Consider the following 14,793-nt stretch of genomic DNA (forward strand, 5'->3'; position numbering starts at 1 on the left):
CCGATGTGACGGCCGCGTGAAACGGTTTGCCGAACATGCGTAGGGTGCAGAGAAGTCATCAGAAGTGGTGCGCCCGATGCGGGGCACCCGGAACCCGCGGCGGGCGAAGGAGGGAGCCGGAGCGATGGGCGACCACAAAGAGCAGCAGCCCCTCCGGGTGGGCGCGGCTGTCCGGCGGCGCCGCCGCGCGCTGGAGCTCACCCTCGCCGTCGTGGCCGAGCGCAGCGGTCTGTCGGTTCCCTTCCTGAGCCAGATCGAGAACGACCGGGCGCGCCCCAGCAGAAGCTCCCTGGAGAAGGTCGCCGACGCCCTGCGCACCACCGCCGTCGAGCTGCTCGCCGCCGCCGACCCGGCGTGCAGCGTGGACGTCGTCCGCGCCGAGGACACCGAGAACGGCTTCGACCCGCGGGTGCGTTCCCTGGTGCGCGGCCACCACCAACTGCACGCCTCCGAATTCACCGGCGACCACGACGCCGGCCGCGAATTCCAGCACCGCAACGACGAGTTGATGTACGTCGCCGACGGTGCCGTGGAGATCGAGGCGGAGGGCCGCGCCTATCGCCTCGGCCGTGGCGACACCCTCTACCTCACCGGTGGGGTCCGCCACCGCTGGCGGGCCACGGTCCCCGACACCCGGGTGGTCGTCGTCGCGGTGGCGGAACACATCGAGGCGGTCAAGGACCGCACCCGCTAGGGTTCGCCGCGTGCGGGTCGTCTCCCTCGTGCCGTCGCTGACCGAGGCGGTGGCCGTCACACTGCCCGGCGTCCTCGTCGGCGCCACGGACTGGTGCAGCCATCCGGCGGACCTCGGGGTCACCCGTGTCGGCGGCACCAAGAACCCCCGGCTCGACCGCATCGCCGCCCTCGCCCCCGACCTGGTCATCGCCAACGAGGAGGAGAACCGCGCGCCCGACCTCGACGCCCTGCGCGTGGCGGGAGCGACGGTTCTGGTCACCGAGGTACGGGACGTACCGCAGGCCTTTCGGGAGCTGGAGCGGGTGCTGACCGCGTGCGGGGCGCGGACCCGGCCGCGATGGCTGGACGAGGCCGAGGCGGCCTGGGCGGCGCCGCCGGTGCCGGACCGGCGTACGACGGCGGTCGTGCCCATCTGGCGGCGCCCTTGGATGGTGCTGGGCCGGGACACGTTCGCGGGCGACGTGCTGGCCCGGCTGGGCGTCGACCACCTGTACGCCGGTCACCCCGACCGCTATCCCCGCGTCCCCCTCGACGAGCTGCGGGCCGCCGCCCCCGGCCTGGTCGTCCTCCCCGACGAGCCGTACCACTTCACGGCGGACGACGGGCCCGAGGCGTTCCCCACCCTGCGCTGCGCGCTGGTCAGCGGACGGCACCTGACCTGGTACGGGCCGTCACTGGCTGAGGCGCCACGGGTGCTGGCCGGGGCCCTGCGGGCAGCCGTCCGCTGACCAGCCCGCGCACCGTGCCGACACCGGCCACGAGCCACGCGGCGACCAGCAGCGCGTACAGCCCGACCGCGAGGGCCTGGTAGGCGGCGAGCCCGGTGTGCCGGGCCAGGACGGCGGAGCCGGTGACGCAGGTGCCCACCGGGAAGGTGAACGCCCACCAGCTCATCGCGAACCCCATGCCGTGCCGCCGGGCCCGCACCACGTGCGCGGTGGCGAGCGCCAGCCAGAGCAGCGCGAAGCCCATGACCGGCACCCCGTACAGGACGGCGAGGGCGCCGAAGCCCCGGCCGTAGGGGGCGGGCAGGGCCCCGGGCGCGAGGTCGGCGATGTTGCCGACGGCGGTGGTGGACTGCCCGAGCGGCCCCAGCACCAGGAACAGCGTCGGGGTCAGCGCGAGGGGGAGCGGTCCGGCGGTGATCAGCCGGGCGAAGGCCAGCGGCAGCATCAGCAGCGTCGCGAGCAGGCTCAGCCCGAACAGCGCGAAACAGGCGAGCAGCAGCGTCTGGCGGGGCTGCCCCGGCGGCAGATGCGGCACCAACTGCGGCCCGAGCGCGGCCGACACCATGGGCGCGACCAGCGGCAGCAGCCACACCGGGGTGGCCTGACCCGGCTCGACGCGGTGGCGTACGGCCATGAGGTACGGCACGGCGACGGCGGCCGCCAGCCCGATGGCCGTACCGGCCGTGAACAGCACGGCGTCGAGGGCCACCGCCCGTTCGGTGCCGATCCAGTCCCGGCCCGCCCCCAGGGCGCCGCCGCCGACCGCCAGCAGGGCCATGGCGAGGCAGCCGTAGAACGGGACCGCCGCCGGGTCGAGGAGGTCGGCGCGGGCCTGGTCGCCGTGGTGGGTCCAGTGCAGGGCGCGGGCGGCGAGGAGGACCACCAGCATGACGAGCGAGAGGACCCAGACGCCGGCGCACAGCGGGCGCAGGCCGTCGACGCGGACGGGGAGCGCGGCACCGGCGGTGCCCACCACCGCGGTGCCCATCACGGAGGCGTACCAGTTGGGGCCGAGATGGCGGACTGCCGCTGCGGTGACCATGGACCCACGGTCGCGCGAACGGGCGCCGGCGACCAGGGAGCTCGCCCCTATGGGGGCATAAGCTGGTCTTATGAGCGAGGCGAGTGGTGCGGCGGAGGGACGACGAGGGGCCGGATCACTGGCGTACCGGGTGCCCGACCTGGGCGCGCTGGAACTGCTGCTGGCGGTCGCGCGGCTGGGCAGTCTCGGGGCGGCGGCCCGGGAGGTCGGCATCACGCAGCCCGCGGCCAGCAGCCGGGTCCGGTCCATGGAGCGCCAGCTGGGCGTGGCCCTCGTGGACCGCTCGCCGCGCGGGTCCCGGCTCACGGACGCGGGCGCCCTCGTCACCGACTGGGCGCGGCGCGTGGTGGAGGCGGCGGAGGCCTTCGACGCGGGCGCGCAGGCGCTCAGGGACCGCCGGGACTCACGGCTGCGGGTGGCGGCCAGCATGACCATCGCCGAATACCTGCTGCCGGGCTGGCTGATCGCGCTGCGCGCCCGCCGGCCCGACACCGCGGTGTCGCTGCTCGCCGGGAACTCGGCCGCGGTGGCCGAGCGGCTGCTCGCGGACGAGGCCGACGTCGGCTTCGTGGAGGGGCTGTCGGTGCCGTCCGGCCTGGACTCCGTGGTGATCGCCCACGACCGCCTGATCGTGGTGACGGCACCCGCCCATCCCTGGGCCCGCCGCCGGAGCCCCCTCGCGGCGCGGGAACTGGCGTCCACCCCGCTGATCCTCCGGGAGAAGGGCTCCGGCACCCGCCAGGTCCTGGACGCCGCCCTGGGCGGCCTGGCCCGCCCGCTGATCGAGCTGTCCTCCACCACCGCAGTCAAGGCCTCGGCGGTCAGCGGCGCGGGCCCCGCGGTACTGAGCGAACTCGCGGTGGGCGACGAACTCTCCCTGCGCCGGCTCGTGAGCATCCCGGTGGACGGCATCGCGCTCCAGCGCGACCTGCGCGCCGTCTGGCCCACGGGCCACCGCCCGGTGGGCCCCGCCCGAGACCTCCTCTCCCTGACCCGCTCCCGGCCCGACCGCCCGGCCTGAGAGCCCGCCCACGTCCCCGGCCACGCGCGCAGCGCCCGGAACGCTCGGCTTCGCACGGGCGGAGAACCCTCGCCGAGCGCGCTCCGGCTTAGGGGTCCTTGCACTATGCCCGCCCGGGTCACGCGGCCTGGCACCGCACCTCGCCGCGTTGCCGACCACGCGACCTGATCGGGCGCTCATAGTGCAAGGACCCCTTAGTCCGGTGGCGATGCCGCCGTGCGTGCGGGCCCGGGGGCGGGCCGGATCCGGAGGGGGTGGTCGCCGGGCCTCCCATGGGCCGGGACGCCGATCCGGGCGCGGTCACCGCCGCCCTGGCAGCCCTCGCCGGGTCCTTCCCGAGTCACTCGGTGCGGTGCCCGCCGCCGGGCATCCCCGCGGTCCCGCGCCTGCCGGCGGGCGCGGGGGAGGCGGGCGTCGGAGCGGCTCGGGAAGCGGCTCGCCGCCGGCTCAGGAGCGGTGCGGGGCCGCCGCGCCGGACGCCGCCCGGACCAGCGCCCGTACGACCCGGAGGTCCTCGCCCATCTCCGGATGCCACTGCACGCCCAGCACCCAGCCGGCGGACGGCAGTTCCACGGCCTCCACCGTGCCGTCGGCCGCGTACGCCGAGGGGACGAGGCCCTCGCCGAGGCGGTCCACGGCCTGGTGGTGGTAGGTGGGCACGGTCGTCTCCTCCGGCACGATCTCGCCGTACAGGGTGCCCGGAACCGGCTTGACCGGGTGGCCGCCGAACACGCCGACGACCTCCGCGTGCCCGTCGAGGTGCTGGACGAGCGTGCCGCCGAGGGCCACGTTCAGCAGCTGCATGCCCCGGCAGACGCCGAGCAGCGGGACGCGCGCGGCCAGTGCCGCGTCGACCAGGGCGAGTTCCCAGGCGTCCCGTTCGGGCGCGGGCGGGCCCGTGCGCGGAGAGCGTGCGGCGCCGTAGCGGGCGGGGTCGACATCCGGGCCGCCCGCGACGACCAGGCCGTCCAGCCGGGCCACCGCGGCCGCCGCGTGCGCGGGGTCGTCCGGCGGGAGCATCGCGGCCAGCCCTCCGGCCCGCTGCACCAGACGCGGATAGGCGGCGGGCAGCAGGGCGGCCTCCAGCTCCCAGACGCCCCAGCGCGCGCCCGTCTCCAGGTACGTGCTCACACCGATCAACGGTCGTCCGGTCACGTGGGCCTCTCAGCCATAGAATGGTTCATCGTCATACCTTTGCAGAGCCTGTTCAGGCCAGGAAGCCCCGCAGCAGCGCCGCCGTCCCCGCGCAGTGCTCCCGCATCATCTCCCGCGCCCCGTCCGCGTCCCCGTCCAGCACCGCCTCCACCAGCGCTGTGTGCTGCCGTTGCGAGTGCTCCAGGTTGCGGACCAGCAGCGGGATGCAGTCCAGCAGCTCGTTCACCGTCGCCCGGACGGCCGCGTACCGCGCGGTCAGCGTCGGCGAGCCGCACAGCTCGGCCAGCGTGAGGTGGAGCAGGGTGTCCAGACGACGGTAGTCGGCGAGCGGCGCGTCGTGCGTGCGGGCCAGCGCCCCGCGCAGCCGGACCGCCTGCGGGCCGGTCAGTCCGTGCGTCGCGCAGAGCCCCGCCGCCCCCACCTCCAGCACCTCGCGGAAGCGGAGCACGTCCTCGATGTCGACCTCGGCGATCCGGCGCCGCAGCTCGTCCTCGCCGCCCGCGTCCGTGCGCGGCAGCACGAACGTGCCGCCGTACCGCCCGCGCCGGGACTCCACAAGACCCTGGTCCTGGAGCACCTTCAGCACCTCGCGCAGCGTCACCCGGCTGATGCCCAGCCGCTCCGCCAGCTCCCGCTCGGCGGGCAGCCGTCCCCCGCCCGGCACCAGGCCTAGCCGGACCACCTGGAGGATCTGCTCCAGCGCCTCCTCGAAGCCGTTGCCCGCCCGTACCGGCCGCAGCACCGGTGTGAGCCGGTCGCCGAGACCGCCGTCGGCATCCACTGACATCCGGCCGCGCCCCCTTCCCAAGCAATGGTTCTCGGCAATACCTTATGGCTCCTGGCCCGGCCGAAGAAGCGCGAAGAAGCGCGAGAAAGCGCGAAGAAGCCTGAGGAGGCTCTCCCGTGGCAGACCGCACACCCCCGCTCGGCGTCGAGGAACTGCACGCCCTCGTCGCAGGCGGTGAGATCGACACTGTCGTCCTGGCCTTCCCCGACATGCAAGGGCGGCTCCAGGGCAAGCGGTTCGCCGCCCGCTTCTTCCTCGAAGAGGTCCTCCAGCACGGCACCGAGGGCTGCAACTACCTCCTCGCCGTCGACACCGAGATGAACACCGTCGACGGCTACGCCATGTCCTCCTGGGACCGCGGATACGGCGACTTCGCCATGCACCCCGACCTGTCCACCCTCCGCCGCGTCCCCTGGAACGAGGGCACGGCCATGCTGATCGCCGACCTCGCCTGGAACGACGGCTCCCCGGTGGTGGCCGCCCCCCGCCAGATACTGCGCCGGCAGCTGGAGCGGCTCGCCGAGCTCGGCTACACCGCGCAGGTCGGCACCGAGCTGGAGTTCATCGTCTTCAAGGACACCTACGAACAGGCCTGGGACGCCGGCTACCGGGGCCTCACCCCGGCCAACCAGTACAACATCGACTACTCCGTCCTCGGCACCGGCCGCATCGAGCCCCTGCTCCGCCGCATCCGCAACGAGATGGCCGGCGCCGGCCTGACCGTCGAGTCCGCCAAGGGCGAGTGCAACCCCGGCCAGCACGAGATCGCCTTCCGCTACGACGAGGCCCTCGTCACCTGCGACCAGCACGCCATCTACAAGACCGGCGCCAAGGAGATCGCCGCCCAGGAGGGCATGTCCCTCACGTTCATGGCCAAGTACAACGAGCGCGAGGGCAACTCCTGCCACATCCACCTCTCGCTCGCCGACGCCGACGGCACCAACGCGATGGCCGGCCCCGAGGGGATGTCCGAGGTCATGCGCCACTTCCTCGCCGGACAGCTCGCCGCGCTCCGCGACTTCTCCCTGCTCTACGCCCCGAACATCAACTCCTACAAGCGCTTCCAGTCCGGCTCCTTCGCCCCCACCGCCGTCGCCTGGGGCCACGACAACCGCACCTGCGCCCTCAGAGTCGTCGGCCACGGCCGCTCCCTGCGCTTCGAGAACCGCCTGCCCGGCGGCGACGTCAACCCGCACCTGGCGGTGGCGGGACTGGTGGCGGCGGGACTGTACGGCATCGAGCAGAAACTGGAACTGCCCGACGCCTGCCCCGGCAACGCCTACACCGCCGACTTCGCGCACGTCCCCACCACCCTGCGGGAAGCCGCCGACCTCTGGGAGAACAGCCCGATCGCCCGGGCCGCCTTCGGCGACGAGGTCGTCGCGCACTACCGCAACATGGCGCGCGTCGAACTCGACGCCTTCGACGCCGCGGTCACCGACTGGGAACTGCGCCGCTCCTTCGAACGCATGTGAAAGGCCACCACGTGTCCGACCCGCACGAGCTGAAGGTCCTCAACCCCGCCACCGAGGAGGTCGTCGCCACCGTCCCCGCCGCCACCGCGCAGGACGTGGACGCCGCCGTCGTACGCGCCGTACGGGCCCAGACGAAGTGGGCCGCCCTCCCGCCCGCCGACCGGGCCCGGCTGCTGCGCCGCTTCGCCGACACCGTCGACGCCCATGTCGAGGAACTGGCCCGGCTGGAGGTCCGCGAGGCCGGCCACACCGTCGGCAACGCCCGCTGGGAGGCCGGCAACGCCCGCGACCTGCTGCTGTACGCGGCCGGCGGCGCCGAACGCCTGCTCGGCAGGCAGATCCCGGCCCCCGGCGGCTGGAACGTCACCTTCCACGAACCCCTCGGCGTCGTCGGCGTGATCGCCCCCTGGAACTTCCCCCTGCCCATCGCCGCGTGGGGCTCCTTCCCGGCCCTCGCCGCGGGCAACGCCGTCGTCCTCAAACCCGCCGAGACCACCCCGCTCACCGCCCTCCGCCTGGCCGAACTGGCCCTGGAGGCAGGCCTGCCCGAGCACCTCTTCCAGGTGCTCCCCGGATACGGCCACACCGCGGGACGCGCCCTGGTCGACCACCCCGACGTCGCCAAGATCGTGTTCACCGGCTCGACCCGCACCGGCCGCGAGGTCATGGAGCGCTGCGCCCGGCTGGTCAAGCCGGTCACCCTGGAACTCGGCGGCAAGAGCCCGAACGTCGTCTTCGCCGACGCCGACCTCACGTCCGCCCTCGACCCCTTCTCCTTCCTGGACAACTCCGGCCAGGACTGCTGCGCCCGCACCCGCGTCCTCGTCCAGGAGACGGTGTACGACGAGGCCCGCGCGTTCCTCGCCGACGCCCTGGCCGCCGTGGTCGTGGGCGACCCGGCCGACGAGAAGACCCAGATGGGCCCGCTGATCTCCCGTCAGCAGCTGGACCGCGTACGGTCCTACGTCCCCGAAACCGCCCCGGCCCTGCGCGGCAGCGCACCGGACGGCCCCGGCTTCTGGTTCCCGCCGACCGTGCTCACCGGCGAACGGCCCGACTCCGCCGCGGCCCGCGAGGAGATCTTCGGCCCGGTCGCCGTCCTGCTGCCCTTCACCGACGAGGCGGACGCGATCCGCCTCGCCAACGACACCCCGTACGGCCTCTCCGGCTCCATCTGGACCCGCGACGTCGGCCGCGCGCTGCGCGTCTCCCAGGCCGTCCGCGCCGGCAACCTGTCCGTCAACTCCCACTCCAGCGTCCGCTACTGGACACCCTTCGGGGGCTTCAAGCAGTCCGGCCTCGGCCGCGAACTCGGCCCCGAGGCCCTGACCGCCTTCACCGAAACCAAGAACGTCTTCATCAGCACGGAGGCCTGAGCCGCACATGACCGCCGAAAACATCTGCCGCCGCCTGGTCGGCCGCACCGCCGTCGTCACCGGAGCCGGCAGCGGCATCGGCCTCGCCGCCGCCCGCCGGCTCGCCTCCGAAGGCGCGCACGTCGTCTGCGGAGACGTGGACGAGACCCGCGGCAAGGCCGCCGCCGAGGAAATCGGCGGGCTCTTCGTGAAGGTCGACGTCACCGACCCCGAGCAGGTCGAGGCCCTCTTCAAGGCCGCCCACGACACCTACGGCAGCGTCGACATCGCCTTCAACAACGCCGGTATCTCCCCGCCCGACGACGACTCCATCCTGGAGACCGGCCTGGAGGCCTGGAAGCGCGTCCAGGAGGTCAACCTCACCTCCGTCTACCTGTGCTGCAAGGCCGCCATCCCCTACATGCGCCGCCAGGGCAGGGGTTCCATCATCAACACCGCGTCCTTCGTCGCCCGCATGGGCGCGGCCACCTCGCAGATCTCCTACACCGCCTCCAAGGGCGGCGTCCTCGCCATGTCCCGCGAACTGGGCGTGCAGTTCGCCCGGGAGGGCATCCGCGTCAACGCCCTCTGCCCGGGCCCGGTCAACACGCCCCTGCTCCAGGAGCTGTTCGCCAAGGACCCCGAGCGCGCCGCCCGCCGCCTGGTGCACATCCCGGTCGGCCGGTTCGCCGAGGCCGAGGAGATCGCCGCCGCCGTCGCCTTCCTGGCCAGCGACGACTCCTCCTTCGTCAACGCCACCGACTTCCTGGTGGACGGCGGGATCTCCGGCGCGTACGTCACGCCGCTCTAGGGCCTGTCTGACAATTCCCGCCTGCCCCGCGACGCCTGGCACGCACTCCCCCACGCTCGGCTTCGCTCGCGCGGGGGGACCCCCATGCCGCGTTGCCGAACCGCCCACGTGGCTCCGCCACGAGGGCGCTCCGGCGCCTTGCGATCGCACGCACCAGACGCCGCGGGGCCCGCCCTTCGGGCGGACGACGGGAATTGTCAGACAGGCCCTAGGCGGCCCCGGGATACCGAGGGTCACAGGAACGTGTGGCCCTCGCCCCGGTACGTCGGCGCCGTCGCCGTCACCGCGTCCCCCTCGATCAGGTGCAGGACGTCGAACCGCTCGCACAGCTCACCGGCCTTCGCGTGCCGGAACCACACCTTGTCGCCGATCAGCAGATCGTCGGCGGGTGAGCCGAGCAGCGGGGTCTGCACCTCGCCGGGCCCCTCCTGGGGGTCGTACCGCAGCCCTTCAGGCAGGTACGGCACCGGCAGCCGGTCGGGGCCGGGGGCCCCGGAGGCGGGATAGCCGCCGCCGAGCACGGTGACGACGCCCACGCCCGGCCGCCGTACCACGGGCATGGCGAAGAGGGCGGCGGGGCGGCCGGTGAAGGACGTGTAGTTGTCGAACAGACGCGGCACGTACAGGCCCGAACCGGCCCCGATCTCCGTGACGGAGGACTCCGCCGCGGTGTGCTGCACACTGCCCGTGCCGCCGCCGTTGACGAACTCCAGCCCGGGCGCCACCGCCCGGACCGCCCGCACCACCGCGGCCCGCCGCTCGGCCAGTTCCCGGCGGGCGGTGGCCTGCATCAGCCGGACGGCGCGGGACCGGAAGGGCCGGCCCGCGACCGCGTCACCGACCCCGGCTATGTGCCCCTCGTACGCCATGATCCCCACCAGCCGGAAACCCGGCCGCCGGCTCACGGCCCGCGCCAGGTCGGCCACCTGGGCGGGGGAGTGCAGCGGCGAACGGCGCGCCCCCACCCGCACCCGCCCGCCCAGCAGCTTCAGCGAGGTGTCCAACTCCAGGCAGACCCGCACCACTTCACGGCCACCGGCACGGGCGGCGTCGATCAGATCCAGCTGGGCGAGGTCGTCGATCATCACCGTGACGGCGGCGGCGAGCTTGGGATCGCCCGCCAGTTCCGCGTAACCGGTCCGGTCGGCGGACGGGTACGCGAGCAGTACGTCGTCGAAGCCGGAGCGGGCGAGCCACAGCGACTCGGCCAGCGTGAACGACATGATGCCGGCGAACCCGTCCTTCGCCAGCACCCGCTCCAGCAGGGCGCGGCAGCGCACGGACTTGCTGGCCACGCGGATCGGCTTGCCGCCGGCCCGCCGGACGAGATCGTCCGCGTTGGCGTCGAAGGCGTCCAGGTCCACGATCGCGAGGGGGGCGTCGAGATGGGCGGTGGCCCTGTCGTAACGGGCCCGGTCGGAGGCGCGCGCAGTCATGCACGAAGCCTGCCAGACAGGATTACCGCAGGGTAGGGGGACGTTCCGGGCAGATGCCCCGGCCTCGTGGACTGGTTCCCGTTCGACCGTGGTCAAGCCGTAGAGTGACGCGCACACGCACAGTGGAACCACCCCGGCCGCTTGCTCCGCGCCGGGATGCCGGTCCGCGTGTGCGGGTATGCGTAACGGCACGAGGAAGCGGGGGGTGCATGAGCACGGAAGCGCGGCACGCCCCCGTCCCGCCACGCCCCTCCCACAACCCCACCCCGCCGGGCGCCGACATCCCGGAAGGGGAGTCGCGGCCGGAGGGCGCGCGGGAGAGCGGCCCCGTGCCGGATCCGGGCACGAACCCGCCGTACGGCCGCACGGCGACGACCGACACGGCTCCCGACCGCACCGACCGCCCCGAGCCCGGCGGCACCCCTTCGGCCACGCGTCCGGCGGGCGGCGCCGCTTCGTCCGGTCCGCGTCCGGCGGGGGGCGTGATGCCGTTGAGTTCTCGCCCGGTGGGCGGCGGTACTTCTTCCTCGGGGCGTCCGGCGGCCGGTGACGGCACCTCTTCTTCGCGTACGGCGGCCGGCGTTCCGTCCGGTTCGCGTCCGGCGGGTGGCGGCGCGGCTTCGGGTCCGCGTCCGGCGGGCGGTACCGCCAGTGCTTCCGCAGGGGCGCGTACGGTGCCCGGCGACGGCTCCTCCGGCACGCGCACGGCGACCGGCGGGGTGTCGGCCGGCTCGCGTCGGCCGAGTGCGCCGGTGCGGCCGAACTCCGGTGTGCCGGGGGCCCGGGGTGCGGGGGACCAGAAGGCGACCCGTCCCGGCTCGGGCGGCCCGGGCTCGCGGCCGGACTTCCCCTATGTCCGTCCCGCCTTCGCGGCGCGCAACCCCAGCCCGACGGCCACGACGGCCCCATCGACCCCGACGGCGCCGCCGCCACCCGCCTCCGCCCGCTTCCCCGACGCCCCGCCGACCGTAGGACGGGAGCCGCGCAAGCCCGGCACCCCCTCGGCGGACCGGATCCCGCCCCGGCCCGCCCGCCCCCCGGCCGAAACCCCCTCGGAGACGACGGCCCGGCTGCGCCGGATCCTGGCGGAGGCGAAGTCCGACGCGGCGAGCGCTGACGCATCCCGCGCGAGCGGTGACGCATCCCGCGTGGCCGCCGCCCAGGACACGCCGCGCACCCCGACCGTCACGGCCCCCGTACCGACCCCGGACCCGGCGCTCTCCTGGAGCGCGACGGTGCCGCCCGTCGTGACGTTCGGGCAGGCCGAGGGGTACGACGAGCGCGGGCGGCCCCGGCCGCTGGGCGCGCGGGTGCGGTCCAGCACCGTCGCTGCCGCCGCCTGTGTCGTCCTCGGACTCGGGCTCATCGGCGGTGCGGTGACCGGCAGTTGGCTCACCGGGGACGGTGGGGGCACCGGACCCGGGACCGGCTACACGGCTGCCGCCGACCTGTGGCACAGCGTGCCCGTCGACCAGCTCTTCCCGCCCACCGTGGAGGGCACCGGCGCGGGCCCCGGCGGCGCGGACCGCACCTGGATACGGATCGCCGTCGCCCCGGACACCGGCTGCGCGAACGCCTTCGACCCGCTGCTCGCCAAGGCGCTCGCCCCCGTCGGCTGCCGGCGGCTGCTGCGCGCCACGTACACCGACGCCACCCAGAGCTACGTCACCACCGTAGGCCTGCTCTTCACCAAGGCCGACAGCACCGCCATGAGCTCCCTGGCCGCCCGCTTCCAGAGTGAGGGCCTCGGCGGCCGGACCGACCTGATGCCCCGCCCGTACGCCGCGAAGGGCACCGCCGCCGCGGCCTTCGGCGCCAGGCAGCGCGCCTCCTGGACCATCTCCGTCCTCACCGACGCCCCGGTGGTCGCCTACGCCGTCTCCGGCTGGGCAGACGGCCGCACCGTCGACGACCCGCAGCCCGCGGCGCAGGCCATGCGCTCCGGCGCCACCTCGGCCCCCGCCCAGGCGGGGCTCGGCAACGAGGCGCAGGGCCTGGCCGACCGCATCGAACGGCGCCTGCGCAAGACCGTCAGCTCGGCCACGGAGAGCCCCTCATGAACCGTACGACCGGCGGCGCGGCCCTGAGTCTTCTCCTCGCCGGCTCGATCGCCCTCCTGCCGTCCACCGCGGCGTACGCCGACGGCATCCGCGCCCAGCAGTGGGCCCTGTCGGCGATGCACACCCAGGAGGCCTGGCGCACCACCAAGGGCAAGGGCATCACCGTCGCCGTCCTGGACACCGGCGTCGAGGACGACCACCCGGACCTGGTGGGCAACGTCCTGCCCGGCAAGGACATGATCAACTTCGGCGCCCAGCGCGGCGACCGCGCCTGGGCCCGGCACGGAACCGCGATGGCCGGCATCATCGCCGGCCACGGACACGGTCCCGGCGACGGAGACGGCGTCATCGGTATCGCCCCCGAGGCGAAGATCCTCCCCGTCCGGGTGATCCTGGAGGACGGCGACTCCGCCCGCGGCAAGGCCCGCGCCACCCGCGGCGACGCCCTCGCCGAGGGCATCCGCTGGGCCGCCGACCAGGGCGTCGACGTCATCAACCTCTCCCTCGGCGACGACTCCGTCTCCGCCCACCCCGAACCCAGCGAGGACGAGGCCGTCCAGTACGCCCTGAAGAAGGGCGTCGTCGTGGTCGCCTCGGCCGGCAACGGGGGCAAGAAGGGCGACCACATCTCCTACCCGGCCGCCTACCCGGGCGTCATCGCCGCGACCGCCGTCGACCGCTACGGCACCCGCGCCGACTTCTCCACCCGCCGCTGGTACGCCACCGTGAGCGCCCCCGGCGTCGACGTCGTCATCGCCGATCCGGACCACAAGTACTACCAGGGGTGGGGGACGAGCGCGGCCTCCGCCTTCGTCTCCGGCGCGGTCGCGCTGGTCAAGGCCGCCCACCCCGGTCTGACCCCGGCCCAGATCAAGAAGCTCCTGGAGGACACCGCCCGGGACGCGCCCAGCGGCGGCCGCGACGACTCCCGCGGCTACGGCATGATCGACCCCGCCGCCGCGATCAAGGCCGCCGCGCGCCTCGGGCCGGAGGGTATACGGACCGCCTCCCACAGCGAGAAGTACTTCGGCTCCGGCCCGGACACCGCCGAGGCCACCGGCGGCGCGTCGGACTGGGCGGGACCGCTGGCCGGCAGCACCGGCGGGGTGCTCCTGGTGGCGGCGGGCGTCCTGTGGCGGCGGCGCCGCGAGGGACAGGAGCAGGGACAGGACGGCTTCTGAGCCGCCGCCCGTCACCCCCGCTCGGACGCTGTGGACGAAGCCGTGGGCGAGGCCGACGGCGTGGCGCCGTTGCCGGTGAACACCGACACCGTCGCCTTGGCCGCCGCCTCCACCAGTGAGATGCCCGTCGCCTGGCCGGCGTTGCCGTTCGACAGCACGGCGACCAGGTAGTCGTCGCCGCCCGCCGTGACGCGCCCGATGCTGTTGACGTCCCACAGACCGGTCGTGCTGCGGGCCAGCCAGCCGTTCTTCAGCGCCCACGCGGAGCCGTCGGCCGCTGCGGAGACACCCCAGTCCTGGTCCGGCTCGATGGCCTTCATCAGCCCCTGGACATACGCCCGCGAGGCCTCGCTCAGCCTCGAGTCGTCCCCGAACACCTGCTGGAGCAGCACGAGTTGGTCCGCCGCGGTGGTCTGGGTCAACCCCCACAGCTCGCCGTCGCCGCCCGCGGTGTCCGTGAGCCCGAACCGCTTGTTCGCCGCGTCGAGCCCGTCCGCCGCCCCGATGGCGTGCCACAGCGCCGTCGCGGAGTCGTTGTCGCTGTTCTCGATCATCTTCGTGGCGTACGCCTTCTCCGTCGCCGTGAGATTCCGGCCCGCGTCCTGGGCCTGCAACAGCAGCGTCGCCAGGATGTCGACCTTGACGATGCTCGCCGTGTCGAAGAGGGCGTCGCCGTACGTGGCGCTCGCACCCGAGTCGAGGTCCAGCACGGCCGTCGACACCTTCGCGGCCGACGGCACGGTGACCGCCTTCATGGCCTTCGCCAGCAGCGCTTCGCGGTCCGCCGACGGCTCCGCCACGGGTTCCACCGATGCCTCCCCACCCGCCGGGGCCGAGGAGGAGGCCGACGGTGACGCCGCCGAGGATACGGGGCCGGTGTGCGCCCGTGCCTTCACGTACGCGGTCCCCGCGGCCGTGCCGCCGACCATGGTGACGGCGGCGAGCGCCGTGCAGAGGAGCGGACGGCGCCGGGACGGGCGCGCGCGGCGGCGCCGGCGGGCTCTGGAAGACTCCATGCCCGCGATGCTCGGGGCGGGGGCTGTGCG

The 14,793-nt window shown here is 74.4% G+C and carries 13 protein-coding genes; 8 read left to right on the top strand and 5 right to left on the bottom strand.

Features of this window, described 5'->3' with window-relative positions; translation table 11 throughout:
- Window positions 1–124 precede the first annotated feature (124 nt).
- The gene (locus ACH45E_RS17770; RefSeq protein WP_361440805.1) at window positions 125–694 is read left to right on the top strand and encodes an XRE family transcriptional regulator; all 570 of its coding nucleotides are present in this window, start codon (window positions 125–127) and stop codon (window positions 692–694) included.
- A gap of 10 nt (window positions 695–704) precedes the next feature.
- Complete coding sequence (locus tag ACH45E_RS17775) at window positions 705–1,424, top strand: helical backbone metal receptor (protein ID WP_361440808.1); 720 nt, start codon at window positions 705–707, stop codon at window positions 1,422–1,424.
- Here the strand turns inward: ACH45E_RS17775 and ACH45E_RS17780 are convergent.
- Window positions 1,336–2,466 (bottom strand): TDT family transporter, encoded by a 1,131-nt coding sequence (locus tag ACH45E_RS17780; protein ID WP_361440811.1) that lies wholly within the window; start codon window positions 2,464–2,466, stop codon window positions 1,336–1,338. The genes ACH45E_RS17775 and ACH45E_RS17780 overlap by 89 nt on opposite strands.
- A 70-nt stretch (window positions 2,467–2,536) precedes the next feature.
- Between ACH45E_RS17780 and ACH45E_RS17785 the strand changes: the two genes are divergently transcribed.
- Entirely contained in the window at window positions 2,537–3,487 is a 951-nt protein-coding gene (locus tag ACH45E_RS17785; RefSeq protein ID WP_361440814.1) for a LysR family transcriptional regulator, read from the top strand.
- 447 nt (window positions 3,488–3,934) lie between these two features.
- Here the strand turns inward: ACH45E_RS17785 and ACH45E_RS17790 are convergent, their stop codons facing one another.
- Window positions 3,935–4,627 carry a gamma-glutamyl-gamma-aminobutyrate hydrolase family protein gene (locus tag ACH45E_RS17790; RefSeq protein WP_399041033.1) on the bottom strand — a complete coding sequence of 231 codons (693 nt, stop codon included), beginning with the start codon at window positions 4,625–4,627 and terminating at the stop codon, window positions 3,935–3,937.
- A 67-nt stretch (window positions 4,628–4,694) separates the two neighbouring features.
- Window positions 4,695–5,429, bottom strand: a complete 735-nt coding sequence (locus tag ACH45E_RS17795) for an FCD domain-containing protein (RefSeq protein WP_361440819.1) — start codon at window positions 5,427–5,429, stop codon at window positions 4,695–4,697.
- 116 nt (window positions 5,430–5,545) lie between these two features.
- Between ACH45E_RS17795 and ACH45E_RS17800 the strand changes: the two genes are divergently transcribed.
- Genes ACH45E_RS17800 through ACH45E_RS17810 form a run of 3 tightly spaced genes read left to right on the top strand, consistent with a single transcriptional unit; the run spans window position 5,546 to window position 9,070 of the window.
- A complete protein-coding gene (locus tag ACH45E_RS17800; RefSeq protein WP_361440822.1) occupies window positions 5,546–6,904 on the top strand; it encodes a glutamine synthetase family protein in 1,359 nt (452 codons plus the stop codon).
- Between the two features lie 11 nt (window positions 6,905–6,915).
- Window positions 6,916–8,280, top strand: a complete 1,365-nt coding sequence (locus ACH45E_RS17805; protein ID WP_361440825.1) for an aldehyde dehydrogenase family protein — start codon at window positions 6,916–6,918, stop codon at window positions 8,278–8,280.
- A gap of 7 nt (window positions 8,281–8,287) precedes the next feature.
- Window positions 8,288–9,070 (top strand): 3-oxoacyl-ACP reductase, encoded by a 783-nt coding sequence (locus ACH45E_RS17810; RefSeq protein WP_361440828.1) that lies wholly within the window; start codon window positions 8,288–8,290, stop codon window positions 9,068–9,070.
- Between the two features lie 233 nt (window positions 9,071–9,303).
- Here ACH45E_RS17810 and ACH45E_RS17815 read toward each other — a convergent pair whose 3' ends face one another.
- Complete coding sequence (locus ACH45E_RS17815; protein ID WP_361440831.1) at window positions 9,304–10,506, bottom strand: amino acid deaminase/aldolase; 1,203 nt, start codon at window positions 10,504–10,506, stop codon at window positions 9,304–9,306.
- A 209-nt stretch (window positions 10,507–10,715) separates the two neighbouring features.
- Here ACH45E_RS17815 and ACH45E_RS17820 point away from each other — a divergent pair, with 209 nt between their 5' ends.
- Window positions 10,716–12,566, top strand: coding sequence for a hypothetical protein (locus ACH45E_RS17820; protein WP_361440834.1), 1,851 nt, complete (start codon window positions 10,716–10,718; stop codon window positions 12,564–12,566).
- The gene (mycP, locus tag ACH45E_RS17825) at window positions 12,563–13,747 is read left to right on the top strand and encodes a type VII secretion-associated serine protease mycosin (RefSeq protein ID WP_361440837.1); all 1,185 of its coding nucleotides are present in this window, start codon (window positions 12,563–12,565) and stop codon (window positions 13,745–13,747) included. Before ACH45E_RS17820 ends, mycP begins: the two co-directional genes overlap by 4 nt.
- A gap of 11 nt (window positions 13,748–13,758) precedes the next feature.
- Here mycP and ACH45E_RS17830 read toward each other — a convergent pair whose 3' ends face one another.
- Window positions 13,759–14,763: a serine hydrolase gene (locus ACH45E_RS17830; protein WP_361440839.1), complete on the bottom strand. Its 1,005-nt coding sequence runs from the start codon at window positions 14,761–14,763 to the stop codon at window positions 13,759–13,761.
- Window positions 14,764–14,793: the final 30 nt, after the last annotated feature.

Origin of the sequence: Streptomyces sp. NPDC020299 (genome assembly GCF_044387825.1) — a bacterium.
Lineage (GTDB): Bacteria > Actinomycetota > Actinomycetes > Streptomycetales > Streptomycetaceae > Streptomyces.

What these genes read in the sequence shown, in the direction of transcription:
- ACH45E_RS17770 (WP_361440805.1), top strand. Translation starts at nt 125, where the DNA reads ATGGGCGACCACAAAGAGCAGCAGCCCCTCCGGGTGGGCGCGGCTGTC.
- ACH45E_RS17780 (WP_361440811.1), bottom strand. Translation starts at nt 2,466, where the DNA reads ATGGTCACCGCAGCGGCAGTCCGCCATCTCGGCCCCAACTGGTACGCC.
- ACH45E_RS17785 (WP_361440814.1), top strand. Translation starts at nt 2,537, where the DNA reads ATGAGCGAGGCGAGTGGTGCGGCGGAGGGACGACGAGGGGCCGGATCA.
- ACH45E_RS17795 (WP_361440819.1), bottom strand. Translation starts at nt 5,429, where the DNA reads ATGTCAGTGGATGCCGACGGCGGTCTCGGCGACCGGCTCACACCGGTG.
- ACH45E_RS17810 (WP_361440828.1), top strand. Translation starts at nt 8,288, where the DNA reads ATGACCGCCGAAAACATCTGCCGCCGCCTGGTCGGCCGCACCGCCGTC.
- ACH45E_RS17815 (WP_361440831.1), bottom strand. Translation starts at nt 10,506, where the DNA reads ATGACTGCGCGCGCCTCCGACCGGGCCCGTTACGACAGGGCCACCGCC.
- ACH45E_RS17820 (WP_361440834.1), top strand. Translation starts at nt 10,716, where the DNA reads ATGAGCACGGAAGCGCGGCACGCCCCCGTCCCGCCACGCCCCTCCCAC.
- mycP (WP_361440837.1), top strand. Translation starts at nt 12,563, where the DNA reads ATGAACCGTACGACCGGCGGCGCGGCCCTGAGTCTTCTCCTCGCCGGC.
- ACH45E_RS17830 (WP_361440839.1), bottom strand. Translation starts at nt 14,763, where the DNA reads ATGGAGTCTTCCAGAGCCCGCCGGCGCCGCCGCGCGCGCCCGTCCCGG.